The sequence below is a fragment of the Streptomyces sp. SirexAA-E genome, from assembly GCF_000177195.2.
In the GTDB taxonomy this organism is placed as follows: domain Bacteria; phylum Actinomycetota; class Actinomycetes; order Streptomycetales; family Streptomycetaceae; genus Streptomyces; species Streptomyces flavovirens.
Genome location: NC_015953.1, coordinates 5,141,307 through 5,167,410 on the forward strand (window position 1 = coordinate 5,141,307; position 26,104 = coordinate 5,167,410).

Genomic DNA, 26,104 nt, shown 5'->3' on the forward strand with positions numbered 1-26,104 from the left:
CACGTGATTTTCCGGACGTCCGTGGCCGCACCGGCCGTCCGTGGCCGCGCATCAACCGGACGGGGCGGCCTGTCAACCGATCGGCTGACGGCGTCTCGAGCGGGTCGGCGGATACCGCCGCCGCCCGCCCGCCGGAATCCTCGACGGCATGCCGATCATCGAAGTGAACGAGGTACGCAAGGCCTACGGGGGGCGCCTTGCCGTCGACGGGGTGAGCTTCCACGTCGACGAGGGGGAGATCTTCGGGATCCTCGGACCCAACGGGGCGGGGAAGACCACCACCGTCGAGTGCGTCGAGGGGCTGCGCGTCCCCGACGCCGGCACCGTCCGGGTGGCGGGCCTCGACCCGGTGACCGACCGCGAACAGGTCACCCGGCTGCTCGGCGCCCAGCTCCAGGAGAGCGGGCTCCAGCCCAAACTGACCGTGCGCGAGGCGCTGGAGCTGTACAGCTCCTTCTACCCGGAGCCCGCCGACCGCTGGGCCCTCGCCGAGCGGCTCGGCCTCGACGCCCATCTCGACCGCCGTTTCGGCAAGCTGTCCGGCGGCCAGAAGCAGCGTCTGTTCATCGCCCTCGCGCTCATCGGCAACCCGAAGGTGGTCGTCCTCGACGAACTCACCACCGGCCTCGACCCGCGCGCCCGCCGGGACACCTGGCGGCTCATCGAGGAGGTACGGGAGAACGGGGTGACCGTGCTGCTGGTCACCCACTTCATGGAGGAGGCCCAGCGGCTCTGCGACCGGGTCGCGGTCATCGACAAGGGCCGTGTCGTGGCCCTCGACACCCCGGCCGGTCTGATCGACCGGTCCACCGGTTCCACCGTCATCTCCTTCACCCCCTCGCAGCCGCTCCCGGACACGGGAGAACTCTCCCGGCTGCCCGGGGCCGTGTCCGTCTCGGCCGACGGACCGGACGGCCGGATCACCGTCCACGGCGACGACGACACCGCCGACGCCGTGATCTCGCTGCTGGCCGCGCACGGCATCACCGCCCGCCAACTGCGCGTCCTGGAGACCAGCCTCGACGACGCCTTCCTCGACCTCACGGAGCAGGACACCTGACCATGACCGCGACCCTCGGCGCCACCGACCCGGGCGGGAGACCGCTCGCCGCCGTCCTCAGGGCGGAGACCCGCCTCTTCCTGCGCGAACCGGGCAGCCTCTTCTGGATCCTGGTCTTCCCGGCCGCCCTGCTGACGATCCTCGGCCTGATCCCCTCCTTCCGGAAGGACGACGAGGCCCTCGGCGGACGCAGCGTCATCGACCTCTACGTCCCGGTGGCCGTACTCCTCGCCATGATCATGGCCGGACTCCAGGCCATGCCTCCCGTCCTCACCGGCTACCGCGAGCGCGGCATCCTGCGCCGTATGTCGGCCACCCCCGTCCGCCCCTCCGCCCTGCTGACCGCGCAGATCGTGCTGCACGGCGCGGCCGCGCTGGGTTCCGCCGTCCTCGTCCTGGCCGTCGGCCGGCTCGCCTTCGGGGTAGGGCTGCCGCGGCAGTCCGCCGGTTACGCGACGGCCCTCCTGCTGGCCGTCGCCTGTGTCCTCGCCCTCGGCGCCACCGTCTGCGCCCTGTCCCGGACGTCCAAGGTGGCGGCCGCCGTGGGTTCGGTGGCGTACCTGGTCATGATGTTCACGGCCGGGGTCTGGGTGCCCGTCCAGACCATGCCGGACCTGCTCCGCCGGATCGTCGAGTTCACCCCGTTCGGCGCGGCCTCCCAGGCCCTCGACCAGGCGGCCCTGGGCGACTGGCCCGGCTGGACGCACCTCGGGGTCATGGTGGTGTGGACCGCGGTGCTGGGCGCGGCGTCGACCCGGCTCTTCCGCTGGGAGTGACGCGGCCCTGGGGGAGACTGTGGGCACCAGGCCGAGGGGGGACATCATGAGTGGCGGTACGACGGCGGAGCAGCGCAGAGAGCAGTTCCACCGCTACGGCCCGCACGCGATGATCGGCCTGGCCGTCCTGATGGCCTGGCTCTCCGCGGGTCTCGTCGGAATGTCCCGGGCCCAGACGTACACGGCGGGAGGCCTGGCCGCCGCGGCCTGGGCCCTCCAGGTGTGGTGGAACCGGTCCCGGCCCCGGCTGCCCGCGGGGTCGTGGTCCGGGCGGGTGTACTACGTCCTGCGGTCCGCGATCGGCTTCGCGCTCTGCTGGTGCAACCCGTTCTTCTCCGTCTACGCCATCCTCGGCTACTTCGACGCGGGCACCCTGCTGCCGAAGCGCTTCGTGCGCGCCGGACTCCTGTTCACCGCCGCCACCATGGCCGGCTCCCAGTCCGGCAGCGGGCTGCCGCCGGTCTCCCTCCTCAACTGGGCCGCCTTCCTCGCGCTCTTCGCGCTGCACGCGGCACTCGCGTTCCTCTTCGGTGACCTCGACGCGCGGGAGGCGGCGAAGGCCCGCCGCCAGAAGGAGACCATCACCGAGCTGGAACGCACCAACACCCGCCTCGAACGGGCCCTCGCCGAGAACGCCACCCTGCACGCCCAACTGCTCCTCCAGGCCCGGGAGGCCGGGATCGCCGACGAACGCCGCCGTCTCGCGGCCGAGATCCACGACACCCTCGCCCAAGGCCTGGCCGGAATCATCACCCAGCTCCAGGCCGTCACCTCCACCGCCGGGAGCGACCCCGCGCTGGCCCGGCAGCACCTCGACCGGGCGTCGGCACTCGCCCGGCACAGCCTCGGCGAGGCCCGCCGTTCCGTGCACAACCTGGTGCCCGCGGCGCTGGAGGACGACGACCTGCCCCAGGCGCTCGGGAAGACGGTGGCCGCATGGGCCGGACGGCACGCGGTCCGGGCCGAGTTCACGGTCACGGGGACCGTCGAACCCCTCCACGACGAGGTCGGGGCGACCCTGCTGCGGATCGCGGAGGAGTCCCTCGCCAACGCGGCCCGGCACGCGTCGGCGACCCGCGCCGGGGTCACGCTCTCCTACATGGGTGACGAGGTCACCCTGGACATACGCGACGACGGACGCGGCTTCGACCCGACCGCGCTCCCGCCGTACAGCGGCGCGGGCGGCTTCGGCCTGGGCGGGATGCGGGCCCGCGCCGAACGGATCGCGGGCACGGTCACCGTGGAGACCGGCCCCGGGCTGGGCACCGCCGTCTCCGCCAGGGTCCCCCTGGTCCGGCGCGGATGACGGGACGCTACCGTGAGGCACGACATGACTGAGGAACCGGCCACCCGACGCGTCATCACCCTCGCCCTCGTCGACGACCATCCCGTCGTACGGGACGGCCTGCGCGGGATGTTCTCCTCCGCCCCCGGCTTCGAGGTGCTCGGCGAGGCAGCCGACGGGGTGGCCGCCGTGGAGCTCGTGCGCCGGGTGGATCCCGACGTCGTGCTGATGGACCTGCGGATGCCGGGTGGCGGGGGAGTGGCCGCCATCGCCGAGCTCACCCGGCTCGGCGCCCGGTCCAGGGTGCTCGTGCTGACCACGTACGACACCGACTCCGACACGCTCCCCGCGATCGAGGCCGGCGCGACCGGTTATCTGCTCAAGGACGCGCCCCGCGAGGAGCTCTTCACCGCCGTACGCGCCGCCGCCGACGGGCGGACGGTGCTCTCACCGGCCGTCGCCTCCCGTCTGATCACCCGGGTACGGACCCCCGCGGCCCCCGGCGGGGAGGCGCTGTCCACCCGGGAGCGCGAGGTGCTCGCCCTCGTCGCCAAGGGCACATCGAACCGTGAGATCGCGGCCGTCCTGTTCATCAGCGAGGCGACCGTGAAGACCCACCTCACCCATGTCTTCGCCAAGCTGGGCGCCAAGGACCGCGCCGCCGCCGTGGCCCTCGGCTACGAGCGCGGCATCCTCGGCTGAGACCCCGCGCCCCGGCCAGGGCGTGTTCCGGAAGTCCCGCCTGTCCGGCGACGCCTGGCATGCACCCTCGCCGCGTTGTCGGGATCACCCCGGTACATCCGGTACCGGGGCGGCCCTCCGCCGTGCGATCGCACGCACCGGACGCCGCCGGACCCGCCCTCCGGGCGGACGGCGCCACTTCCGAGACACGCCCTACTCCCGCACCCGCAGCAGCAGCACCGAGCGGCCCGGGACGCTCAGCACCGTCCCTCCGAGGCGGACCGTTCCAGGGGCGGCCGACTGGTCCTCCCGTGAGGTGTCCAGGACCAGTTCGTACGCCGTGGCCCAGGGCGGCCCCGGCAGCCGGACCTCGCACGGGGCGTGCCCGGCGTGCAGGACCGCCAGGAAGCTGTCGCCGGTGACCTGCCCGCCCGTGGCGTCCCGGCCGGGGATGTCCCGCCCCGAGAGGTACAGCGCGAGCGTGGCGGCCGGGGCGTACCAGTCGCCCTCGGTCATCTCCGTGCCTTCGGGGGTGAACCACGCCAGGTCCCGCAGCCCGTCCGGGGCCTGCGGCGTCCCCGCGAAGAACGCGCGGCGGCGCAGCACCGGGTGGGTGTGGCGCAGGGCCAGCACCCGGGACGTCAGCTCCGTCAGCTCCCGCCACTCGGGCTGCTCCAGCAGCGACCAGTCCAGCCAGCCCGTCTCGTTGTCCTGGCAGTAGGCGTTGTTGTTGCCGCCCTGCGTGCGGCCCATCTCGTCGCCCGCCACCAGCATCGGGACCCCGGTCGACAGGAGCAGGGTGGTCAGCAGGTTGCGGAGCTGGCGGCGGCGCAGGGCGGTCACGTCCGGGTCGTCGCTCTCGCCCTCCGCGCCGCAGTTCCAGGCGCGGTTGTCGTCGGTGCCGTCGCGGTTGTCCTCGCCGTTGGCCTCGTTGTGCTTGTGCTCGTAACTCACCAGGTCGCGCAGGGTGAAACCGTCGTGCGCGGTGACGAAGTTGACCGAGGCGTACGGGCGACGGCCGCCCCAGGCGTACAGGTCGCTGGAGCCGGTGAGCCGGTAGCCGAGATCGCGCACGTCGGGCAGGGCGCCGCGCCAGAAGTCGCGTACGGCGTCGCGGTAGCGGTCGTTCCACTCGGTCCACAGCGGCGGGAAGGCGCCCACCTGGTAACCGCCGTTGCCCACGTCCCACGGTTCCGCGATCAGCTTGACGCGGCGCAGCACCGGGTCCTGGGCGATCACCGCGAGGAACGGGGAGAGCATGTCGACGTCGTGCATCGAACGGGCCAGCGCCGCCGCCAGGTCGAAGCGGAAGCCGTCGACGCCCATCTCGGTCACCCAGTAGCGCAGGGAGTCCGTGATCAGCCGCAGGACATGGGGCTGGACCACGTGCAGGGTGTTGCCGCAGCCGGTGTAGTCGGCGTAGCGGCGGGCGTCGTCCTGGAGGCGGTAGTAGCCGCGGTTGTCGATGCCCCGCAGCGACAGCATGGGGCCGAGCTCGCCGGCCTCCGCCGTGTGGTTGTAGACGACGTCGAGGATCACCTCGATCCCGGCGTCGTGCAGGGCGTGGACCATCTGCTTGAACTCGCCGACCTGGCCGCCGGCCGTGCCGCTCGCCGCGTAGTCGGCGTGCGGGGCGAAGTAGCCGATGGAGTTGTACCCCCAGTAGTTGCGCAGCCCGCGCCGCAGCAGGTGGTCCTCGTGGGCGAACTGGTGGACGGGGAGCAGCTCGACGGCCGTCACCCCGAGCCGCCGCAGATGGCCGATCGCGGCGGGATGGGCGAGCCCGGCGTAGGTACCGCGCAGCTCGGGAGGGATGCCGGGGTGGAGCCTGGTGAAGCCGCGCACGTGCAGTTCGTAGATGACCGTGTCGGCCCAGGGCGTCTTGGGGCGGCGGTCGTCGGCCCAGTCGTCGTCGTCATGGACGACGACCCCCTTGGGGACGAACGGGGCCGAGTCGCGGTCGTCGCGCACGGTGTCCGCGACGTGCTGATCGGGCCAGTCCCGGACGTGCCCGTAGACCTCGGGCGGCAGAGTGAACGTTCCGTCGACCGCGCGGGCGTACGGGTCCAGGAGCAGCTTCGCCGCGTTCCACCGGGCGCCGGTCCAGGGGTCCCAGCGGCCGTGCACCCGGTACCCGTAGCGCTGCCCGGCACCCACCCCGGGGACGAAGCCGTGCCAGATCTCGTGGGTGAGCTCGGTCAGCGGCAGCCGCGTCTCACGGCCCGCCGCGTCGAACAGGCAGAGCTCGACGGCCTCCGCCCCGGCCGCCCAGAGGGCGAAATTGGTGCCGGCCACCCCGTCCGGGCCGACCCGGAAGCGGGCCCCGAGCGGCATCGGGGCACCCGGCCATACGGGTGGTCCGTCCGGTTCCCGCCGCGGTGCCCCTCCGCCCGCCGCCGGCCGCCCCGTCGTACGCGGCGCTTCCTCCTGCTCGGCTGTGCTCGACACCTCTCAGCCTCCCGCGACTCGTCGGACGGGCCCCCCGGGGAAAGGGCGTGCGGCGCCTGGGCCACGGCCCTTCCTGGTGGTGTCCTCCCCCCTGTTCTGCCCACGGCCGGGCCCGCACTCACGTTTCCCCGGGGCGGGCCCGTCGTTGGGGGGAGCGTGAACCACGAAGCGAAGAGAGCACGGGCGGGTTCGGCCGCCGTGCTGACATGGGCAGGACTGTTCACCGTGCTGGCCGTACTCACGGGCTGCACCCAGGCGACGTCGTTCTTCGGGGACGGCCGCGCGCCGGGGGACGCCATCCGCATCGTCCCGAAGGACGGTGCCGAGAACGTGGGCGCGGACGACCGGATCGAGGTGACCGTCCCCGACGGCCGGCTCGAACGGGTCAAGGTGACACGGATCGAGGACGCGGAGCAGGAGGAGGTGCCGGGGAAGATCGCCGGCAACGGCCGGTCCTGGGCGCCGGAAGACAAGGAGTACCGGCTCGGGCTCGCCGGGAAGTACAGCGTCGAGGCCGTCGCGGTCGACGGCGACGGCCGCCGCTCGGCCCGCAGCACCACCTTCACCACCCTGGTCCCCAAGGACCGCTTCATCGGCTACTTCAAGCCGGAGAACCGGTCGACCGTGGGCACCGGCATGATCGTCTCCTTCGACTTCAACCGGCCGGTCAGGAACCGCGCCGCGGTCGAGAAGGCGATCCGGATCACCACCGAGCCGCAGGTCGAGGTGGTGGGCCACTGGTTCGGCACGGAGCGGCTGGACTTCCGGCCCGCTCAGTACTGGGAGCCGGGCACCGAGGTCACCGTCGACGTCGGACTGCGGGACGTGGAGGGCGCCCCGGGCGTCTACGGCAGCCAGCGCAAGAAGGTGACCTTCCGGGTCGGCCGCTCGCAGACGTCCGTGGTCGACGCCGCGGCCCACACCATGGAGGTGCGGCGCGACGGCGAGGTCGTCAGCACGGTGCCGATCACGGCGGGCGCCGAGAAGACCACGACGTACAACGGGAAGATGGTGGTCTCCGAGCTGCACGAGGTGACCCGGATGGACGGGCGGACCGTCGGCTTCGGCGGCGAGTACGACATCAAGGACGTCCCGCACGCCATCCGGCTCACCAAGTCCGGCACCTTCCTGCACGGCAACTACTGGGAATCCCCCGACATCTTCGGCTCCGACAACACCAGCCACGGCTGCATCGGACTGCGGGACATCAAGGGCGGGAGCTCGGACACCCCGGCCGGATGGTTCTTCGAGCGGACCCTCGTCGGCGACGTGGTCGAGGTGGTCAACTCCACGGACAAGACGGTCGCCCCGGACAACGGCCTCAGTGGCTGGAATCTCGGGTGGCCGCAGTGGAAGGCGGGTTCCGCGCTGCGCTGACCACCGTCCCGACCTGCACAGGTCCCGGGGAAGACCTCCCCGGGACCGCCGGCCGGCTTCTCGGGGATGACGGGGGCGCGTTGGGACACAACGGTGACATTCCGGGGGAGTTCTCCTCGCGCCCGGTGTGATTGTCTTGCGCCGAGCGTGCACATCTAGCGCGCGGGAGTGCGGGCCATGGCGGGGCCAGGCCGTGCGAGGGGAGACGACCACGATGAACGGGCTGCCGATATCGGGGGCATCGGCCGGGGCCGGCAGGGGACGGGACGTGCGCGGGGCTCATGGGCCTCTGGCACTGGTACTCGGCGCCCTGCTGTTGCTGGTGACGGCGTGCGGGGGGAGCGGCGCCGCCGCCGACAAGGGTGAGGACGCCAAGGCCGCCCCGCGGAAGACCGCGGACACCAGCGCCTCGCAGGCGGTGGTGACCATCGCGCCGAAGGACGGTGCCGACGGTGTGGCGACCAGCGGTGAACTTCAGATCACGGCCGCGCGGGGGAAGCTGAGCACCGTGAAGGTCGCCGACCCCAAGGGCAACGAGGTCGCGGGCGTGATCGCCGCCGACGGACTGAGCTGGGTGCCGGACCGGCATCTGGCCGCGGCGACCAAGTACGCGGTGCACGCGGTGGCCGAGGACGAGAAGGGCCGCCAGTCGGCCAAGGACACCACCTTCACCACGCTCGTGCCGAAGAACACCTTCATCGGGCAGTACACCCCCGAGGACGGTTCGACGGTCGGCGTCGGCATGCCGGTGTCGATCCACTTCACCCGGGGCATCACCGACCCCGAGGCCGTCGAGAAGGCGATCAAGGTGACGGCGGAGCCGGCCGTGGAGATCGAGCCCCACTGGTTCGGCAACGACCGCCTCGACTTCCGCCCGGAGAAGTACTGGGCCGCGGGCACCAAGGTCACCCTGCGCCTCGACCTCGACGGCGTCGAGGGACGGCCGGGGGTCTACGGCAAGCAGGCCAAGACCGTGTCGTTCACCGTCGGCCGCAGCCAGGTCTCCACCGTCGACGCGCGCTCGCACCGCATGAAGGTCGTCCGGGACGGCAAGCAGATCAAGGACATCCCGATCTCGGCGGGCGCGAGGCCGACGACCACGTACAACGGTCAGATGGTCATCAGCGAGAAGCTGGAGGTGACCCGCATGGACGGTGACACCGTCGGTTTCGGCGACGAGTACGACATCAAGGACGTCCCCCACGCGATGCGGCTGTCCACCTCGGGCACCTTCATCCACGGCAACTACTGGGGTCCGTCGAGCATCTTCGGCTCGACCAACACCAGCCACGGCTGCGTCGGCCTGCGGGACGTGCGCGGAGGCCGGGACGGAAAGGCCCCGGCCGCCTGGTTCTTCGACAACTCGCTGATCGGCGACGTGGTCGTCGTGAAGAACTCCGACGACAAGACGATCCAGCCGGACAACGGCCTCAACGGCTGGAACATGGACTGGGCGGAGTGGACCGAGTAGGTACCCTCCGCGCGGCGGGCCCGGTGCTGTGACCAACGGCACCGGGCCCGCCGCCGTTAGCGGCGGTTAACCTGCCTCTCATGACCGTAACCCTCGAAGTACGCGACAACGTCGGCACGATCAGGCTGGACCGTCCGCCGATGAACGCCCTGGACGTCGCCGTCCAGGACCGGCTGCGGGAGCTCGCCGACGAGGCGGCGCGGCGCGACGACGTGCGGGCCGTGATCCTCTACGGCGGGGAGAAGGTGTTCGCGGCGGGCGCGGACATCAAGGAGATGCAGGCGATGGACCACACGGCGATGGTCAAGCGCTCCAAGGGCCTCCAGGACTCCTTCACCGCCGTGGCGCGCATCCCCAAGCCCGTGGTGGCGGCCGTCACCGGTTACGCGCTGGGCGGCGGGTGCGAACTCGCGCTCTGCGCCGACTTCCGGATCGCCGCCGACACCGCCAAGCTCGGACAGCCCGAGATCCTGCTGGGGCTGATCCCCGGCGCCGGCGGCACCCAGCGCCTCGCCCGGCTCATCGGTCCGTCCAAGGCCAAGGACCTCATCTTCACGGGCCGTCAGGTCAAGGCGGACGAGGCCCTGACGCTCGGCCTGGTGGACCGGGTGGTGCCCGCCGCCGAGGTGTACGAGCGGGCGCACGCCTGGGCCGCGCGGCTGGCCAAGGGGCCGGCGCTGGCGCTGCGGGCCGCCAAGGAGTCCGTGGACGCCGGGCTGGAGACGGACATCGACACCGGGCTCACGATCGAACGGACCTGGTTCGCGGGCCTGTTCGCCACAGAGGACCGGGAGCGCGGGATGCGCAGCTTCGTGGAGGAGGGGCCGGGCAAGGCCACCTTCCGGTGACGGAGCGTCAACCGCCCGTACGTGGGGATACGCGGTGACGCCTGTTCATCCGTGCGGGCGGATCGGCGGGACCTTAAGGGAGCCTTAAGGTCCCGTGCCTCCTCCGGCTCCTGCAATTACCCGAAGGTCGCGCGTCGCCCCAGTTGGGAGCGGTTTTCGACCCTTCTTCCTGCCTCTGGCATATGCCAAGCAGCTGGACCGGAAGGGCTGTGTGCGGGTGTTGGATTCGCCGGGAACGGCCACGGAGCGCCCGCGCGGCGGCCATGATGGGGGGCATGGCGGGCCTGGAGGGTGTGGAGCAGCCGCGACCGCGCAGCAGTGCGGCAGCGGCACGCTGGAGTACGGCCGCGGATGACGAACAGGCGTTCAAAGAACTGGAGTTGTTCGGAAATCCGACGGAGGAAGAGGTGCGGTTGCCCTCGCGCCCGCAGTCCGCGGCCACTGCCCGGCGGATCACCTCCTGCGTGATGCTGCGACAGTGGCAACTCTCGCCGCAGACCGCCGAGCACGGTGTGCTGCTCGTCTCCGAACTCGTCGGCAACGCGGTACGGCACACCGGTGCGCGGGTCTTCGGGCTGCGGATGCTGCGCCGCCGGGGCTGGGTCCGTATCGAGGTGCGCGACCCCTCGCGCGGCCTGCCCTGCCTCATGCCCGTCCGGGAGATGGACGTCAGTGGGCGCGGCATCTTCCTCGTCGACAAGCTCTCCGACCGCTGGGGTGTCGACCTGCTGCCGCGCGGCAAGACCACCTGGTTCGAGATGCGCACCACCGACCGCTGATCCCCACGCACACCAGAAGCCCCCGTCGGCCGGGGTGCGGCGCTTCGGGGGCTTCTGTGGGGGGCCGTGGAATGGGGGGTGTGTCCACGGCCGCTTGTGGGACCTGGCTCGGGTCGGAGGAGGTCGTGTCACCGACTATGGCAGATGGGCGACGCCGGTGCCAAAACCCCACTTGGTGCACTGTTGGGCAAAACGGTCTATTTCGCTTCTGAATCACAGGTGTGATGGGTCACTTGCCTGGTTTTTGCCGTACCTGGAGGGGCTGGGCGAGTGATTCATTGATCACCTCAGCGAAGTGTCGTGCCCCGTGTGCCACCGGTCGGGCCCTACCGTGTCCCGGGTCACGGGAGCGCCCGCTCCCGCCCGGAACCAGGGGGGGGGCCGCCATGGACGGTCGCAGGACGGTGGTGCTCCGCCGCACGGCCCTGCGCGCCGCCGCCGGCGCCCTGCTGACCGGCGCGGCCACCGGCTGTGCGGACGGCGGCCGGGGCGCCCACGCCCCGCAGGGGCCGCGCTCCGCACCGGAGGGGCCGCGCTCCGCACCGGAGCCGGACGGCGCCCGGCAGGCGGACGGCGCCCGGCAGACGGAGGGCCCGGGCCGGATGGCCGCGGCTCCCCGCCGCTTCGCGAGCCTGCCCGGCCAGATCGAGCACGGCTCCCGTGCCAGGCCCCGGGTCGCCCTCACCTTCGGCGGCGAGGGTGACCCGGCCCTCGCCCTCAGGGTCCTGGCCGACGCCGAGCGGGCGGGCGCCCGGCTCACCGTCCTGGCCGTCGGCGACTGGCTCGACGCCCACCCCGAGATGGCCCGCCGGATCCTCGACGGCGGCCACGAACTCGGCAACCACACCCAGAGCCACCCCGACGTCAACGCGCTGGACGAGGCGCGGGCGTACGCGGAGATCACCGACTGCGCCCGACGTCTGCGCCGCCTCACCGGCTCCATCGGCACCTGGTTCCGGCCCTCGCGCAGCCGGCGCGCCACCCCGCTCGTCGAGGACCTCGCCCGCCGGGCCGGCTACCCGCACGTCCTCTCCTACGACGTGGACTCCCTCGACCTCACCTCGCCGGGAGTCGCGGCGGTCACCCGCAAGGTCACCGGCGAACTGCGCAACGGGTCGGTGGTGAGCCTGCACTTCGGCACCCGGGACACCGTCGCCGCACTGCCCCTCCTGCTCACCGAGATCGATCGGCGGGGACTGCGCGCGGTGACGGCGACGGAGCTGTTCACCTGAGGTACCGGCCCGGCGGGGCTGCGCGCTCCCCGGGTGGGCGACGCCGACGCGGCGGCACGGCAAGACTGGCCGATTCTCGAGCGTCCCGCGCGGCGCGGCCGTCGATCCCCGTCCCCTGCCCGCGTTCCACGGACGGGCCTGTCGCGATCCACAGGGCCCGGGGACCTGTCGCCGGGTCGCCGGGCCCTGTGGCCGTCCCGCGTGCGCCGTCAGGCGGCGAAGTGCCGCGAGAGGGTGTCCCTGCGGTCCACCTCGACCAGATCGGGACGTGTGTAGCGTTCGGCGCGCGCGTGGTAGTCGAAGTCGCCGCGCACCAGGCCCCGGTAGTCCCGTACGCAGCACTCCAGGGCCGCCCTGGTGGATCCTTCGATGCCGGCCGCCGCTATTTCCTCGACGAGTTCCCTCTCGGCCCGCTGGACTCGCTCGGCGATGCGTGCCAGTTGAATTCCGGCCTCGTCGACGGCCTCCTGGAGCGTGGTCCTGCGGTCCCGCTGAATGAGCCGGACCGCGTTGTGCTCATATCCGAGAACGGCCTCCTTCTCGAAGGAGCAGATGTCGTTGCACAGACCCGAATGATCGGTGACCGCGGTGCGCAGGGCGATATACGCGGGCAGGCTGCGGGCGGATTCCGGAAGATCTATCCCGGCGGTGATCTCATGGAGATCCAGGAAGGGCTGCATGGCCACGGAGTCCCGGCGGTGCCGGGCGAAGTCGGCCCGGCTCGGCACCTGTCCCGCCGCTCGCTCCACCGCCTCCGCGTAGTAGGTCCAGAGCCAGGCGGCGGTGTCGCGGCGGAACTGCCGGTTCCAGGCGGGCGAACGGTCGCGGCAGGTGCGGTCCCGCAGTCCTTCGAGCGCGTGCTCCATGGGGACCAGCGGCTTCTCCCCGTCCAGTACGTCCACCAGCCGGGCGATGGATTTCTCGCACATCCGCGGGTCGCGGCCGGCCGGTCCGTCGTCGAACTCGTCGTCCACCAGGAACGCCCAGAAAAGCCACTGGCAGAAGAGATCGAGATCCTCCTGGGAGGCTCGCGGGAATATGAGCGAAATCCAGAGTTCGGGGCGCGTGCGGAGCATCTTCTTCCGGGCGACGGGGGAGAGATCGAGGTCGTTCTCCTCCGCCCACCGCCAGGCCGCCGCCTTGGTCTCCTCCATGCCCGGATTGCATCCCGCGCTCTGGAACGGCATATGAAACACCGGTAAAACAATCTGGCTCATTGGTGCCCCTCGTCGAAATGATGCGGATGGACGCCGGGATCGGAGAACCGATCGACGTGACGCACCGGGGACGGACAGCCGGAGTGGGGCGTCGGGCGCCCGTTGGCTCTGGCCAAAGGGTCACTGTACGAGGTGAGACGGCCAACGCGGACCTCCTTCCGCCCCCGGGGCCGGTCGGTCCGGCCGGGTGCGCGGAACGGTGGAAACCGCCCGCGTCACCATGCGTCACGACCAGTGAACCCCGTGTGGGTGGCGGAGGGAAGTCGTATGTGACCGAAACTGCATGATCGCAGCGAACAACTGGTCATCACTGAGCATCTTGTGACTCGGTGGCGGGGGTGTCCGGCACCGGGCCGGCGCCGGCCCGGGGGGCTCGGCGGGATGCCGGAGCCCCCCGGACGGGCTCAGCCGGACCCGTCCCCGTACGCCTCCTCGAAGGACGCCCGGAACAGTTCCTGGACCTCCGCGCCGCCCAGTCCCTCGGCCCGCGCCTGGTGCATCCACTCGTTCAGCGCCGAACGCAGCGGCCAGTCGGGGCCCGAACCGGGCTGCGCCAGCGAGCGGGTGATGAATGTGCCCGCCCCCTGGCGGACCTCGGCCAGCCCCGCCCGCTCCAACTCGCGATAGGCCTTGAGCGTGGTGTTCGGGTTGACCTTGGTGGTGGCGGCGACCTGGGCCGCCGTGGGAAGCCGGTCCCCCTCCTCCAACGCGCCCATGCGCAGGGCCTGCTCGACCTGACGGACGATCTGGAGGTACGTCGCCACTCCACTGCGCCGGTCGATGCGGAACACGACCACCGGCATCACCTTCCGCTCCGATATCGACTCATGTGTAGGAGAACTTGTTTGCGGGAGAACTCATGTGCGGGAGAAAGGGGCAGGCCCTCAGAGCGGGCGCCGGGCCGACCGCAGGACGACGAACGCGGTGAGCGCCGCCGTGCCGGCCAGGAGGATGCCCGCCCCGGTCCACTGCATGGCCGCCATCTGGTCCTGGCCGAGGTACTCGATGACGTTGTCGACGATGCCCTTCTGTGCGAGGCACGCCTCCTGTGCCTTCTCCGTGGCCTCGACGCACGATCCCCATCCGTACAGCTTTCCGTCGGCGGTGCCGACCCACCGCTCCACCTCGTACGACTCGGAGAGGCGGGCGGGCAGTTCGCTGTCCAGCGGGTAGGTGACCATGCGTGTCGGGGCGAGATTCTGCCGGATCATGCTCCAGGCCGTCTCCACCGCCACGGCGAAGACAAACGTGACGACCATCGAGGCGAGCACCCGGCGCAGCAGGACACCGATGGTCACCCCGGCGGCGGTGAGGAACAGCGCGAGGGCCGGCAGGACGGGGCCGGTGTTGTCGAACACCTCGGCGTCCAGCCACGAGATCGAGAGCACCGAACGGTACGGCCGCCACCACCAGGTGAAGAGCGCGGAGAGCACCGCGCACGCCAACAGGGTGGCGCCGAAGCACCAGCCGAGCTTCGCGACCAGCCAGCGGCGGCGCGTCACGGACTGGGTGGTGACGAGCTGGGCGGTGCCCTGCTCGGTGTCGGCGGCGACCAGTGGGGCGCCGAGGAAGACGGCGAGGACGACAGGGAGCGCGCCCAGCAGCATCGTCAGCAAGCTGTACTGCCGGCCGGTGACCGGCTGCCCTGCGCCCTCCTCCGGCCGGCCCGCCGCGTCGAGCAGATCGATCAGCTGGGCGCGCTGGTACACGATCCAGAGCGAGACGAGCAGCGTCAGGCCCAGCAGGCAGAGCAACGCCGCCCGGTGCTGGCGCAGGACCAGCCAGTTCAGGCCGCGCACCATCCGCCGCGGCGTGGCGCGTCCGGTGGACGCGTCGGTCGAAGTGGTGCTCATACGGTCCTGGCCTCCTGGGGATCGACGGCGGCGCCGGGCGTGTACAGCGCGGGCGCGTCCGGTGAACGGAGATGGGCGAGCAGCACTTCCTCCAGGCTGGGTTCCGAGACCCGCCAGTCACCGGTGAGCGGGCCCTGGGGCCGCACCATCGCCTGGAACTGCCGGCCGTGCACCCGGCTCTCGATCACCGTGTGGCGGGTGAGCGCGGCGGGCAGCGACCCGTCCTGAGTCACCCCGGTCACCAGCGCGTGGGCGGGGACCAGGGCGTCGGCGTCACCGGCCATCCGCACCCTGCCCTCGGCGAGGACCAACAGGTAGTCGCACATGTCCTCCAGCTCGGTGAGCATGTGCGAGGACATCATCACGGTGGTGCCGCGCTCGACGGCCTCCGCCATCAGCAGGGTGCTCATCTCGTGGCGGGCCAGCGGGTCGAGGTCGGACATCGGCTCGTCGAGCAGCAGGAGATCGGGCCGCTTGCCGAACGCGAGCGCGAAGGCGACCCGGGTCCGCTGGCCGCCGGACAGGGTGCCGACCGCCGCGTGCGGCGGCACGTTGCCCGCGCGGACGATCCGTTCCGCCGCCGCCATGTCCCAGTCCGGGTTGAGCTCAGCGCCCATCCGGAGCGTCTCGGCGACGGTGAACCGTTTGAACAGAGGCTTGTCCTGGCCGAGGAACGCGAACCTCGGCATCACCTCCCGATCGCTCACCGGCACCCCGAAGAGGCGCAGTTCGCCCTCCGTGGGCTCCACCTGCCGGGTGGCCATGCCCAGCAGGGTGCTCTTCCCGGCACCGTTGGGCCCCACCAGGCCGCAGATCCGTCCGGCCGGCAGCCGGAAGGAACAGTCCCGCAGTGCCCAGCCGCGGCGATAGCGCCTGCCCAGGCCGCGGGCCTCCAGGGCCCACGTGCCCCCGGGCCCGGTCGACGTGCTCTTCCCTGTCACGCTTCCCCCAATTCCATGAATCAATTAATGGAATGATGGTTATGAGGGGCGGGCATGTCAAACCGCGCCGTGGCGGCGGGTGTCGGGTGCTCGCACGATGCGCTCGGGGGGAGCCGTAGGGCGCGCCCGGAGTCGTCGGCCCGGGGCGGGGCCTCGCGGCGAGAGGGAGGGGGAGCGGCGCGGGTGCGGGGCGCCGGCCCCGGGTGCGCTCACCGGGGCATGGCTGTGGCCCCCGGCCGTGGCCGGGGGCCGCGAGAGGCGGTGCGGTCGTCGGGCGGGCGCCGCCCCGGCCCCGCGACGCACCGCGCGGGGGCCCGGGGCGGACTCCGTCCCGGTCAGGCGTCCGGCGTGTCCTCGGTCGCCGTGGCCGTCCGGCCGAGGTGGGCGACGGCCTCGTCCACATGGGCGTGCACGGGCATCAGATCACCGACGCCTGTCATGTCCAGGAGTCTGGTGAGTTGATCGGGCGCGGCCGCCACGGACAAGGACCCGCCGCGCTCGTGCGCGTGCTGCACTATGGCGATCAGGGCGTTGAGCCCGGACGAGTCGCAGAACTCCACGGGTGCCATGTCGAGTACGACGTGCGGGCATCCCTGCCCGATCAGTTCCGTGGCCTTGGTGCGCAGTTCCGGTGCCGTATCCACGTCGAGCTCGCCGGAGACGGTGACGACCGCGAGCGAGTCGGCCGGGTGCCGGACGGTGAGAAGAAGGTTGGTGCCGTGAGTCATGGCGTCAGTGCTCCTGGGCGGGGCGGACGACTGCGGCCTGACCTGTGGGAGCGAGCCGGTGCGGTACGGCCACAGGCATCACCCGCAGGTGCCGCGCTGCCCCCAGGCGTACCTTCCGGCCGATCCGATGGGTGGCCGCCAGAAGATCGCTCATCGAATCTGGACTGCGGAAGCGTACCCCACGGCAACTGTTTCCCCGAGGGACGCTCCCCGGGGCCGGACACGGTCTCCGAGACCTGGGGTCGGCGGGGGTAAGATACTCGTGGCACACGCGTGCCCTTGAGGCGAGGCTGTGGCCTGACTTTCCGTACGAGCGCAATCGGATGCCCGGCACGCTTGCTCGGTCCGGTGGCCGGACGGAGCCAGACAGACGAGTGAGACCATGCCGGATCGGAGTGTCATCTAAATGGGCCTGAACCCCGAACCAGACCACCGGTCCCGGGACGCGGCCCACGAGGGTTCCGAGGTCATCGAGCTGCTCGAAGTCCTGTGGGAGCGTGGGCGCGAGGCAGTGCCCACCGGCCCGGTGTCCCCGTCCCAGCTCCGAGTGCTGTACACGCTCGACCGTGACGAGGGCATCAATCTGCGGATGCTCGCCGAGGCCCTGGGATCGGCCTCCCCCTCGGTCAGCAGACTGTGCGACCGGCTGCAGGCCACGGGATTCGTGGAGCGGGCCCCGAGCCCGGTCAGCCGCCGCGAACTGGAACTGCGGCTGACCAGTCACGGCAAGGCATACCTCGTCGACCTGCGGATGCGCCGGGAACAGGTGCTGATGTCGACGATCGACGCCATGCCGCCCAAGGCCCGGCGCGCGCTGCTCGAAGGGCTCAGAGGTTTCCGCAGCGCGGCCGCGGCGGCCGGCCAGGACGACGGCGCGGCGAGACCCCTGAGGTCGACCGGATAGCGGATCGGCCTCTCACGCCTGCGTGTCACCGTTCGGGGCCTGCCGCCCGTACCAGTCGAGACAGACCACCAGGGCGTCGTCGTCCAGTGGGGTCGCACCGCCCCGGTACTCCTTCAGATCACGCAGAACCGCCAGCGGGACCTGCGCCGACGGCAGGAAGCGGTGCGCGGACAGCGACCGTGCCAGCGCGCGTTCCCCGTAGCGCTCCCCGGCGGCCGAGGCGCTCTCGTAGACCCCGTCGCTGCTCACCAGCAGCCGGTCACCGGGCTCCACACGCAGGTGCTCCGAGACGTAGACCGTCTCCTCGAACATCCCGAGCGGCAGCTGCGCGTCGAAGGCGACGGACTCCACACCGCGTCCCCGCAGCCGCCACATGCGCGGCGACCCCGCGTCCACGGCCTCGACCTCGCCGGTGGCCAGGTCGAACCGCAGCAGCAGGACCGAGGCGTGCAGCGCACCCCGGTACTGCGCGTACACCGCCTGGTCGGCGAGGCTGGCCTGGCCGGGCAGGTCCAGCCCGGCGCGGCGCGCGTTGCGCAGCGCGTTGACGACGAGGTTGGTGAGCAGCGCCGCCTCCATCCCCTTGCCCATGCCGTTGGTGACGGTGAGTGTGAGGTGATGGGCGGAGACCGACCAGTCGAAGTTGTCGCCGAAGATCGCGTACGCAGGCTCCAGGTGTGCACCCAGCGAGAACTCGGGCCGGGTGACCGACCGCCCCGGCAGCAGCTGCCACTGCATCTCGGCGGCCAGTGTCAGGCGCGTCGCACGGCGGGCGAGGAGGTAGAGGTCGGTGTCCCGTTCGGCGACGAGGATCTCGTGGCCGAGCGCCTCGCAGACCCCCTGCATCTCCCGCAGGTCAGCCCGGGTGCGGTCGTCCGAGGTGGTGACGGTGAGCACACCCATCCGGTCCCCCCTGACCGTCACCGGAAGGTGCACCGTCACGGGGCCGTCGCCCACCCGGGGCTCGACATAGGGCTCCTGGGCACCGAAGGCCCGCCCTTGCGGGCTGTCGTGGATGGGTACCGGCTCCACGAGCGGCACCTCCGCGACCACCTGCAGGGTGGTCACCCCGTAGTCGGCGAGCCGCAGCTCCACGCTCTGCACGTCGTACTGCTCCCGCAGAGCCGCCGTGACGACATCGAGGAGCAAGTCGGGTGCGGCATTGCGCAACGCCCGCTCGACGGCAGCGATTCTGTCCACGTGATCCTGTTTCTCGTTCGAGCCGCGCCGAACCCGGGCCGACCGCGGGCCCCCGAGCCGTCGGCGTTAAGCGTACGGGGCCTGTACCCAATCAAGCGCGGCGCGCCCGAAAGGTCGCTCCGGTGGCTGGGGCCGTCAGGTGTGGTGAGTGACTGGCGAGGGCCGGCCACCTGGGTCTCATCTTACGATGTACAGAGACAACAGTTTCCACACAGCAAGAAAAATTCGGTTCGGCGCGCATGTGCCCCGAGAAGCGGGGCAGGGGCCCTCTCAGGAAGTACGCATCACCAGGGAGGGTAGGCACATGTCATTGATCTCCGAACGGGCCGCTGAGACCACGGCGAGTGACGAGGTGTCGGCTCCGGACGGCGGGGCGGCATCCGTCGGTGAGCTGCCCTGGATCGAGGACGCCGGGAAGATCGCCCCCAAGGACGCCCGCGAGCTGTCCACACTGTTCTTCGCCCAGCTCCAGGTTCTGGAGGAGGGCACGCACGAGTACCAGTACGCGCGGAACACCCTCATCGAGATGAACATCTCCCTGGTGCGGTTCGCCGCGCGCCGCTTCCGCAACCGGGGCAGCGGCGACATGGAGGACATCACCCAGGTCGGCATCGTCGGCCTGATCAAGGCGATCGACCGGTTCGAGCTCTCCCGTGAGGTCGAGTTCGCCACCTTCGCCGTCCCCTACATCGTCGGGGAGATCAAACGATTCTTCCGTGACACCACCTGGGCCGTCCACGTGCCCCGCCGCCTCCAGGAACTCCGCGTGGAGCTCGCGAAGGCCAAGGAGGAGCTCGCCGTACGCCTGGACCGCGACCCCACGGTGAAGGAACTGGCCGAGTACCTGGGCCTCACCGAGGACGAGGTGGTCGAGGGCATCGTGGCCTCCAACGGGTACACGGCGGGCTCGCTCGACCTGCCGACCGACGCCAACGAGGCGACGGCCACGGCGACCCGTACGTTCGCCGACATCCTGGGTGAGCCGGACGCCGCCATGGAGACCGTGGAGAACCTGCACGCGCTGGCCCCGCTCCTGGAGGAGCTCGACGACCGCGAACGGCGCATCATCGAGATGCGCTTCGGCCAGGAGATGACCCAGGCGCAGATCGGCGCCGAGCTCGGCATCTCCCAGATGCACGTCTCCCGTCTCCTCAGCCGCACCCTCGGCAAGCTACGCACCGGCATGTTCGCCTGAGCGGCCGGGCCCCTCGCCAGCCCGTCCCACGACGACGTCCGCCCTCCCTTCCCAGCGGCCCGCACCCGTCCGGTGCCCGCCGCGCCCCGACGCCCCTGAGGAGAAGAACCGCCGTGCTGATGGCCCACCCCGTGATCCTGCGCGGTCTCGTCGACCGCTACCACGAGCTGCTCGCCCAGGACTCCGCGCAGGGGTCCCAGGAGACCCGGTGCCAACTGGAGGACGTCACCTACACGTTGTGCGTCTCCACCGGCACCCGCACCGCGGACGAGGCCCTGGCCGTCGCCGAGCAGCAGCTCACCGCGGCCCTCCGCGACCCGGCACTCCGCGTCGGGCGGCCCTTGGACGCGCAGCTCACGGCCTCCTGACCGAGGAGCGCCCGGTACGGGGGCGGGGCGTCCGCCCGGTAAGCACTGTTCCCGCGCCGATCAGCGGGACACGGAACCGGCGTTCCGCCACACCGAGACGTGCGATCCGCTGGACGCGGTGAAGGGCGTCTTGGACCTGTCGGCCCAACGCTCCGGCAGGTCCGGGCCGGCCTTGACGGACCCGGCCACGTCGCCGCCGCCGGGCTTCTTGCCGAGTCCCTCGGCCATGGGCGCCGACTTCTCGGTCCCGGACACCCGTACGCCTCGGCGTGCTTCACTCAGCCGCCCGGGCAGGGGCCCGGCCCCGGCATCCGCTCAGGCCGCGGGGCCCAGGTGTTCCCGCGCCCACTGTTCGAAGCCCGTCACCTCGATGCCCAGCGCGCGAGCGAACTCCGGCCGGGCCGGCTGGCCGACCGCGTCCATGAAGGCGTGCGTGGCACCCATGTCGCCCATCCCGGCGGCGCGGGCCTGTTCTTCCGTCATGTCCGGTGCCGTCAGCGGGACCCCCAGGGCGCGGGAGAGGATCTCGGCGATCGCGGTCATGGTGAGGTGGTCGCCGGCGAGCTCCAGTTCCACCCGGTGGAACTCGACGGGCGCGGACAGGGCGGCCGCCGCGGCCCGGCCGACGTCCTGGGCCGCCACGAGTGCCAGGTGTGTGCCCGGTTTGACGACGGTGACCAGGCCGCCTTCGACGCCGCGGGGGAAGTAGAACCGCATGGACGGCTCGAAGTTCTCCATGAAGAACGACGGCTTGATCAACGTCCAGTAAGGGAAGTCGAGTTCGCGCAGCCGGTCCTGGATCGCGGCCTTCGTGCCGAGCGGGGCCTCCATGATCGCCCACCGCCCTTCGGCCCAGCCCGGAGCCTCGACGTGCCGGCCCACGCCGCTGGTCGAGGACTGGACGAACTGCTCCACACCGGCGGCCCGCGCGGCCGTCATGAGGTTGTCCGCCTGGGCGACCTCGCCCGCGAAGTCGAACCCCTGTCCGGTGTACGCGGGCATCTGCACGGAGAAGACGGCCCGCACACCGTCCACGGCCGCAGTGAGGGTCGCCGGTTCCGTGAGATCACCCACGAACAGGTGTGCGCCCAGCGCTTCGACGGCCCGCGCGCGCGGCGCGTCCGGGTCGCGCACCAGGGCGCGCACCGGTGTCCCCTGGGCGAGCAGGGCGCGGGCGGTGGCGCCGCCTTGACGGCCGGTGGCGCCGGTGACGAGGACCGGCGGTGCGGCAGTGGTCATGGGTGCATCTCCTCGGGATCACGCGGACGGAAACGGCGGGGCCCGCCGTTTCGCGTTCGCTACAATACGGCGGGGCCCGCCACTTATCAACGTCGAGGAGATCATGACCGGCCAGCGCTCGGACGCCCGCCGCAATTACGCGCACATCCTCGCCGTGGCCGAGGCCGAGGTGGCGACCCAGGGCGCCCAGGCGTCCGTGGAGCGCATCGCCCGCGTCGCAGGCGTCGGATCAGCCACCGTGCGGCGCCATTTCCCCACCCGCAAAGCCCTGCTCGAAGCGGTCTTCAAGCAGCGTGTCCTGGTCCTGTGCGAGCGCGCTCAGACACTCCGCGACGACGAGAACGACAGCCGCGCCGCGCTGGTGGAATGGCTACGGGAGCTGCTCGCCTACTCGCTCGCCGCACGGGGACTGGCAGACGTCCTGTCCTACGAGCCCCTCCAGGACGAGGCCACCCAGGACTCCTGCGCGGGAGTCATCGGGGCGGCCGGCGCCTCCCTGCTGCGCAGAGCCGTCGACGACCAGGCCGTCCGGGCGGACGTCACCATCGACGACCTGCTCACGCTGATCGTCGGAATCGCCCTGGCCACCGAGAACTACACCGACCCGGCGGCGCACGCGGAGCGCGCCTTCCGGCTCGCCGTCGCGGGTCTGGACGCCACCCGCACCTGAGCACCCGGGCCCGACCCTCACGGGCCCGGGCCCGGGGTGGCCGGCACCTACGAGCCCGACTCCGACGACGTCGAGCGGCCGGACACCGGATCCTCACCCGCTTCGGGCCCGAACGGCACGACGACGATCTGTACGTCGTCCTCGTAGACGATCCGCCCCGGAGCCGTGGAGACCACCTTCCGGCAGGCGACGCCGTGCGCGGCCAGAAGGCCCAGGTAGCCGGGCACCCGCTCGATCAGGTGCGTGGCCGTCGGTTTGAACCAGGCCGCGGCGCCCGGGTTGACGGTGTCGTCGTAGACGGCCGGATCGACGGTCGAGGGGTCCGGGTACGCCGCGTCGTACCAGCGGTTGTTCGCCCGGCGGAACGCCTCCTGCCCGGCCGTGAGCCGCCCCGTCCGCGCCAGCGTGTTGACCAGCCCGAACACCCCGGTGAACGTGCTCCGTTCATTGCGGTGCGGTGACTGGAACCGCACATACCGGACCGTGTGACCGTTCGTCCCCATCCGGTCATCCTGTCACCGGGTGCGGCCGCCTCGCAGAGGCCCGCGTCACGGCGGCGGGGCGCGGCAGCGCTCAGCACTCGATGATGTTCACCGCGAGCCCGCCGCGCGCCGTCTCCTTGTACTTCACGGACATGTCCGCGCCGGTCTCCTTCATCGTCTTGATGACCTTGTCGAGGGAGACCTTGTGGCTGCCGTCGCCGCGTAGCGCCATCTTGGCCGCCGTGACCGCCTTCACCGCCGCCATGCCGTTGCGCTCGATGCACGGGATCTGCACCAGGCCGCCGACCGGGTCGCAGGTCAGGCCCAGATTGTGCTCCATGCCGATCTCGGCGGCGTTCTCCACCTGCTCGGGGGAGCCGCCCAGCACCTCCGCCAAGGCGCCCGCGGCCATCGAGCAGGCCGAGCCGACCTCGCCCTGGCAGCCGACCTCGGCGCCGGAGATGGAGGCGTTCTCCTTGAAGAGCATGCCGATGGCGCCCGCCGCCAGCAGGAAGCGGACGACGCTGTCGTCCTTCTCGGCGTCGGTGCAGCCGCCCGCCGCGAAGTTCATGTAGTAGTGCAGGACGGCCGGGATGATGCCCGCCGCGCCGTTGGTGGGGGCCGTCACGACACGGCCGCCCGCGGCGTTCTCCTCGTTGACCGCCATCGCGTAGAGGGTGATCCACTCCATCGCGTGCGCCTGCGGGTCGCCCTCGGCGCGCAGCTGGCGGGCCGAGTTCGCGGCACGGCGGCGGACCTTCAGGCCGCCGGGCAGGATGCCCTCGCGGGACATGCCGCGGGCGACGCAGGCCTGCATGACCCGCCAGATCTCCAGCAGGCCCGCCCGGATCTCCTCCTCGGTGCGCCAGGCCTTCTCGTTCTCCAGCATGAGGGAGGAGATGGACAGGCCGGACTCGCCGGCGAGCCGCAGCAGCTCGTCGCCGGTGCGGAACGGGTGCCTGAGGACGGTGTCGTCCGGCACGATCGGGTTCTCGCCGGCCACCGCGTCCTCGTCGACGACGAAGCCGCCGCCGACCGAGTAGTAGGTCTTCTCCAGGAGCGGGGCGCCGTCGCGGTCGTAGGCGAGGACCGTCATGCCGTTGGCGTGGTACGGGAGCGCCTTGCGGCGGTGCAGGACCAGCTGCTCGTCGGCGTCGAAGGGGATCTCGTGCATGCCGAGGAGGTTGATGCGGCCCGAGGCGCGGATCTCCTCCACCCGGGCGTCGGCGCCCTCGACGTCGACGGTACGGGGCGACTCGCCCTCCAGGCCGAGCAGCACCGCCTTCGGGGTGCCGTGGCCGTGGCCGGTGGCGCCGAGCGAGCCGTACAGCTCCGCGCGTATCGACGCGGTGTGGGCCAGCAGGCCCTCGTTCTTGAGGCGGCGGGCGAACATACGCGCCGCCCGCATCGGGCCGACGGTGTGGGAGCTGGACGGGCCGATACCGACCGAGAAGAGGTCGAAGACCGAGATGGCCACGGGGGAACTCCTAAGGGGTTGGTAGACGCCGTTGTCTGCCGGGTGGTGCGGGACGGGCCCGGAGGCCCGTGGTGCGCGGGGCAGCGACGGGGGCACCGTGCTCACTGTTCAGTGTGCGCGGTGCCCCCACCGGTCGTGCAAACTGCGGATGACCTACACGAGGCCGGGGTACAGCGGGAACTTCTCGGCCAGCGCCGTCACCCGGGCCTTGAGGTCCGCGGAGTCGTACGACGGCTTGAGGGCGGCGGCGATGATCTCCGCGACCTCGGTGAAGTCCTCGGTGCCGAAGCCACGCGTGGCCAGGGCCGGCGTACCGATCCGCAGGCCGGAGGTGACCATCGGGGGACGCGGGTCGTTCGGGACGGCGTTCCGGTTGACCGTGATGCCGACCTCGTGGAGCCGGTCCTCGGCCTGCTGGCCGTCCAGCTCGGAGTCGCGCAGGTCGACGAGGACCAGGTGCACGTCCGTGCCGCCGGACAGGACGGAGACGCCCACCTCGGTGACGTCCGGCTGGACCAGGCGCTCGGCGAGGATGCGGGCGCCGTCCAGGGTGCGCTGCTGGCGCTCCTTGAACTCCTCGGTCGCCGCGACCTTGAAGGAGACCGCCTTGGCCGCGATCACGTGCTCCAGCGGACCACCCTGCTGACCGGGGAAGACCGCGGAGTTGATCTTCTTCGCGAGCTCCTGCGTCGACAGGATGACACCGCCGCGCGGACCGCCCAGCGTCTTGTGCGTGGTGGTGGTGACGACGTGGGCGTGCGGCACCGGGTTGGGGTGCAGACCGGCGGCGACCAGACCCGCGAAGTGAGCCATGTCGACCATCAGGTACGCGCCGACCTCGTCCGCGATGCGGCGGAAGGCGGCGAAGTCGAGCTGACGGGGGTACGCGGACCAGCCGGCCACGATGAGCTGCGGCTTCGACTCCTTGGCCAGGCGCTCGACCTCGGCCATGTCCACGACGCCGGTGTCGTCGACGTGGTACGGGACCACGTTGTAGAGCTTGCCGGAGAAGTTGATCTTCATGCCGTGGGTCAGGTGACCGCCGTGGGCCAGGTTCAGGCCCATGATCGTGTCGCCCGGCTTCAGCAGCGCGAACATCGCGGCGGCGTTGGCCTGCGCGCCCGAGTGCGGCTGGACGTTCGCGGCCTCGGCGCCGAAGAGCGCCTTGATGCGGTCGATCGCGATCTGCTCGACCACGTCGACGTGCTCGCAGCCGCCGTAGTAGCGGCGCCCGGGGTAACCCTCGGCGTACTTGTTGGTGAGGACGGAGCCCTGGGCCTCCATGACCGCCACCGGAGCGAAGTTCTCCGAGGCGATCATCTCGAGGGTGGACTGCTGACGGTGGAGCTCGGCGTCGACGGCGGCGGCGACGTCCGGGTCCAGCTCATGGAGGGAGGAATTGAGAAGCGACATCAGGTGGTCCCTAGGGGTCTTTAGTTGCCGGAGAACTCGGTGTACTCGTCGGCGGAGAGCAGGTCCTTCGGCTCCTCCGCCACGCGCACCTTGAACAGCCAGCCGCCCTCGAAGGGGGCGGAGTTCACCAGCGACGGGTCGTCCACGACGTCCTGGTTGGCCGCGGTGACCTCGCCGGTCACCGGCGAGTACAGGTCGCTGACCGACTTGGTCGACTCCAGCTCTCCGCAGGTCTCGCCGGCGGTCACCGTGTCACCGACCTCAGGGAGCTGGGCGTAGACGACGTCACCGAGCGCGTTGGCCGCGTACTCGGTGATGCCGACCGTGGCCACGCCGTCCTCGAGGGCCGACAGCCACTCGTGCTCCTTGCTGTACCGCAGCTGCTGGGGGTTGCTCATGGTCTGAATTCTCCTGTACGCGGGGGAGTGCTGGTGAACGGTGGTCTTGCGGTGTGAGACGG

26 protein-coding genes are annotated in these 26,104 nt (G+C 71.4%); 13 read left to right on the forward strand and 13 right to left on the reverse strand.

What is annotated here, in order from left to right:
* The first annotated feature begins 148 nt into the window (after positions 1–148).
* The 4 genes from SACTE_RS23075 to SACTE_RS23090 are packed head-to-tail and all read left to right on the forward strand — an operon-like array spanning position 149 to position 3,823.
* Positions 149–1,060 carry an ABC transporter ATP-binding protein gene (locus tag SACTE_RS23075; protein WP_014048429.1) on the forward strand — a complete coding sequence of 304 codons (912 nt, stop codon included), beginning with the start codon at positions 149–151 and terminating at the stop codon, positions 1,058–1,060.
* A gap of 2 nt (positions 1,061–1,062) precedes the next feature.
* Positions 1,063–1,836 carry an ABC transporter permease gene (locus SACTE_RS23080; RefSeq protein WP_014048430.1) on the forward strand — a complete coding sequence of 258 codons (774 nt, stop codon included), beginning with the start codon at positions 1,063–1,065 and terminating at the stop codon, positions 1,834–1,836.
* 46 nt (positions 1,837–1,882) lie between these two features.
* Positions 1,883–3,142 carry a sensor histidine kinase gene (locus SACTE_RS23085; RefSeq protein ID WP_014048431.1) on the forward strand — a complete coding sequence of 420 codons (1,260 nt, stop codon included), beginning with the start codon at positions 1,883–1,885 and terminating at the stop codon, positions 3,140–3,142.
* 24 nt (positions 3,143–3,166) lie between these two features.
* On the forward strand, positions 3,167–3,823 hold the full coding sequence (locus SACTE_RS23090; protein ID WP_014048432.1) for a response regulator transcription factor: 657 nt from the start codon (positions 3,167–3,169) through the stop codon (positions 3,821–3,823).
* Positions 3,824–4,015: 192 nt separating this feature from the next.
* On the opposite strand, the gene glgX is transcribed toward SACTE_RS23090, so the two are convergent.
* Positions 4,016–6,136 carry a glycogen debranching protein GlgX gene (glgX, locus tag SACTE_RS23095; protein ID WP_019992326.1) on the reverse strand — a complete coding sequence of 707 codons (2,121 nt, stop codon included), beginning with the start codon at positions 6,134–6,136 and terminating at the stop codon, positions 4,016–4,018.
* 270 nt (positions 6,137–6,406) lie between these two features.
* On the opposite strand from glgX, the gene SACTE_RS23100 reads away from it, so the two are divergent.
* The 5 genes from SACTE_RS23100 to SACTE_RS23120 all read left to right on the forward strand — a co-directional run bounded on the left by SACTE_RS23100 (position 6,407) and on the right by SACTE_RS23120 (position 11,957).
* Positions 6,407–7,627: an Ig-like domain-containing protein gene (locus tag SACTE_RS23100; protein WP_014048434.1), complete on the forward strand. Its 1,221-nt coding sequence runs from the start codon at positions 6,407–6,409 to the stop codon at positions 7,625–7,627.
* Positions 7,628–7,841: 214 nt separating this feature from the next.
* Positions 7,842–9,098 carry an Ig-like domain-containing protein gene (locus tag SACTE_RS23105; protein ID WP_014048435.1) on the forward strand — a complete coding sequence of 419 codons (1,257 nt, stop codon included), beginning with the start codon at positions 7,842–7,844 and terminating at the stop codon, positions 9,096–9,098.
* Between the two features lie 80 nt (positions 9,099–9,178).
* Entirely contained in the window at positions 9,179–9,946 is a 768-nt protein-coding gene (locus SACTE_RS23110) for an enoyl-CoA hydratase-related protein (protein ID WP_014048436.1), read from the forward strand.
* Positions 9,947–10,209: 263 nt separating this feature from the next.
* Complete coding sequence (locus SACTE_RS23115; protein WP_019992323.1) at positions 10,210–10,725, forward strand: ATP-binding protein; 516 nt, start codon at positions 10,210–10,212, stop codon at positions 10,723–10,725.
* 386 nt (positions 10,726–11,111) lie between these two features.
* Positions 11,112–11,957: a polysaccharide deacetylase family protein gene (locus SACTE_RS23120; RefSeq protein ID WP_014048438.1), complete on the forward strand. Its 846-nt coding sequence runs from the start codon at positions 11,112–11,114 to the stop codon at positions 11,955–11,957.
* A gap of 209 nt (positions 11,958–12,166) precedes the next feature.
* Here SACTE_RS23120 and SACTE_RS23125 read toward each other — a convergent pair whose 3' ends face one another.
* The 5 genes from SACTE_RS23125 to SACTE_RS23145 form a co-directional block, all read right to left on the reverse strand.
* Positions 12,167–13,144, reverse strand: a complete 978-nt coding sequence (locus SACTE_RS23125) for a terpene synthase family protein (protein ID WP_019992322.1) — start codon at positions 13,142–13,144, stop codon at positions 12,167–12,169.
* A 434-nt stretch (positions 13,145–13,578) separates the two neighbouring features.
* Complete coding sequence (locus SACTE_RS23130; protein WP_014048440.1) at positions 13,579–13,977, reverse strand: GntR family transcriptional regulator; 399 nt, start codon at positions 13,975–13,977, stop codon at positions 13,579–13,581.
* 81 nt (positions 13,978–14,058) lie between these two features.
* Positions 14,059–15,027: an ABC transporter permease gene (locus SACTE_RS23135; RefSeq protein ID WP_014048441.1), complete on the reverse strand. Its 969-nt coding sequence runs from the start codon at positions 15,025–15,027 to the stop codon at positions 14,059–14,061.
* Positions 15,024–15,968: an ABC transporter ATP-binding protein gene (locus SACTE_RS23140; RefSeq protein WP_014048442.1), complete on the reverse strand. Its 945-nt coding sequence runs from the start codon at positions 15,966–15,968 to the stop codon at positions 15,024–15,026. Before SACTE_RS23140 ends, SACTE_RS23135 begins: the two co-directional genes overlap by 4 nt.
* Before the next feature lie 335 nt (positions 15,969–16,303).
* Positions 16,304–16,696, reverse strand: coding sequence for an STAS domain-containing protein (locus SACTE_RS23145; protein ID WP_014048443.1), 393 nt, complete (start codon positions 16,694–16,696; stop codon positions 16,304–16,306).
* A 406-nt stretch (positions 16,697–17,102) separates the two neighbouring features.
* On the opposite strand from SACTE_RS23145, the gene SACTE_RS23150 reads away from it, so the two are divergent.
* Positions 17,103–17,600 (forward strand): MarR family transcriptional regulator, encoded by a 498-nt coding sequence (locus SACTE_RS23150; RefSeq protein ID WP_014048444.1) that lies wholly within the window; start codon positions 17,103–17,105, stop codon positions 17,598–17,600.
* A 12-nt stretch (positions 17,601–17,612) separates the two neighbouring features.
* Here SACTE_RS23150 and SACTE_RS23155 read toward each other — a convergent pair whose 3' ends face one another.
* A complete protein-coding gene (locus SACTE_RS23155) occupies positions 17,613–18,800 on the reverse strand; it encodes a PP2C family protein-serine/threonine phosphatase (protein ID WP_014048445.1) in 1,188 nt (395 codons plus the stop codon).
* Between the two features lie 304 nt (positions 18,801–19,104).
* On the opposite strand from SACTE_RS23155, the gene SACTE_RS23160 reads away from it, so the two are divergent.
* Positions 19,105–19,995 carry a SigB/SigF/SigG family RNA polymerase sigma factor gene (locus SACTE_RS23160; protein ID WP_014048446.1) on the forward strand — a complete coding sequence of 297 codons (891 nt, stop codon included), beginning with the start codon at positions 19,105–19,107 and terminating at the stop codon, positions 19,993–19,995.
* Between the two features lie 113 nt (positions 19,996–20,108).
* Positions 20,109–20,363, forward strand: a complete 255-nt coding sequence (locus tag SACTE_RS23165; protein ID WP_014048447.1) for a DUF5133 domain-containing protein — start codon at positions 20,109–20,111, stop codon at positions 20,361–20,363.
* 60 nt (positions 20,364–20,423) lie between these two features.
* Here the strand turns inward: SACTE_RS23165 and SACTE_RS34410 are convergent, their stop codons facing one another.
* Positions 20,424–20,618 (reverse strand): hypothetical protein, encoded by a 195-nt coding sequence (locus SACTE_RS34410; protein WP_019992319.1) that lies wholly within the window; start codon positions 20,616–20,618, stop codon positions 20,424–20,426.
* 60 nt (positions 20,619–20,678) lie between these two features.
* Positions 20,679–21,602, reverse strand: coding sequence for an NmrA family NAD(P)-binding protein (locus tag SACTE_RS23175; protein WP_014048448.1), 924 nt, complete (start codon positions 21,600–21,602; stop codon positions 20,679–20,681).
* Positions 21,603–21,705: 103 nt separating this feature from the next.
* Here SACTE_RS23175 and SACTE_RS23180 point away from each other — a divergent pair, with 103 nt between their 5' ends.
* Positions 21,706–22,272 (forward strand): TetR/AcrR family transcriptional regulator, encoded by a 567-nt coding sequence (locus tag SACTE_RS23180; RefSeq protein ID WP_014048449.1) that lies wholly within the window; start codon positions 21,706–21,708, stop codon positions 22,270–22,272.
* Positions 22,273–22,319: 47 nt separating this feature from the next.
* Here SACTE_RS23180 and SACTE_RS23185 read toward each other — a convergent pair whose 3' ends face one another.
* The 4 genes from SACTE_RS23185 to gcvH all read right to left on the reverse strand — a co-directional run bounded on the left by SACTE_RS23185 (position 22,320) and on the right by gcvH (position 26,042).
* Complete coding sequence (locus SACTE_RS23185; protein WP_014048450.1) at positions 22,320–22,775, reverse strand: hypothetical protein; 456 nt, start codon at positions 22,773–22,775, stop codon at positions 22,320–22,322.
* A 70-nt stretch (positions 22,776–22,845) separates the two neighbouring features.
* On the reverse strand, positions 22,846–24,231 hold the full coding sequence (locus SACTE_RS23190; protein ID WP_014048451.1) for an L-serine ammonia-lyase: 1,386 nt from the start codon (positions 24,229–24,231) through the stop codon (positions 22,846–22,848).
* A 153-nt stretch (positions 24,232–24,384) separates the two neighbouring features.
* Positions 24,385–25,644: a serine hydroxymethyltransferase gene (gene glyA / locus SACTE_RS23195; RefSeq protein ID WP_014048452.1), complete on the reverse strand. Its 1,260-nt coding sequence runs from the start codon at positions 25,642–25,644 to the stop codon at positions 24,385–24,387.
* A gap of 20 nt (positions 25,645–25,664) precedes the next feature.
* On the reverse strand, positions 25,665–26,042 hold the full coding sequence (gene gcvH / locus SACTE_RS23200; RefSeq protein ID WP_014048453.1) for a glycine cleavage system protein GcvH: 378 nt from the start codon (positions 26,040–26,042) through the stop codon (positions 25,665–25,667).
* Between the last annotated feature and the right edge of the window lie 62 nt (positions 26,043–26,104).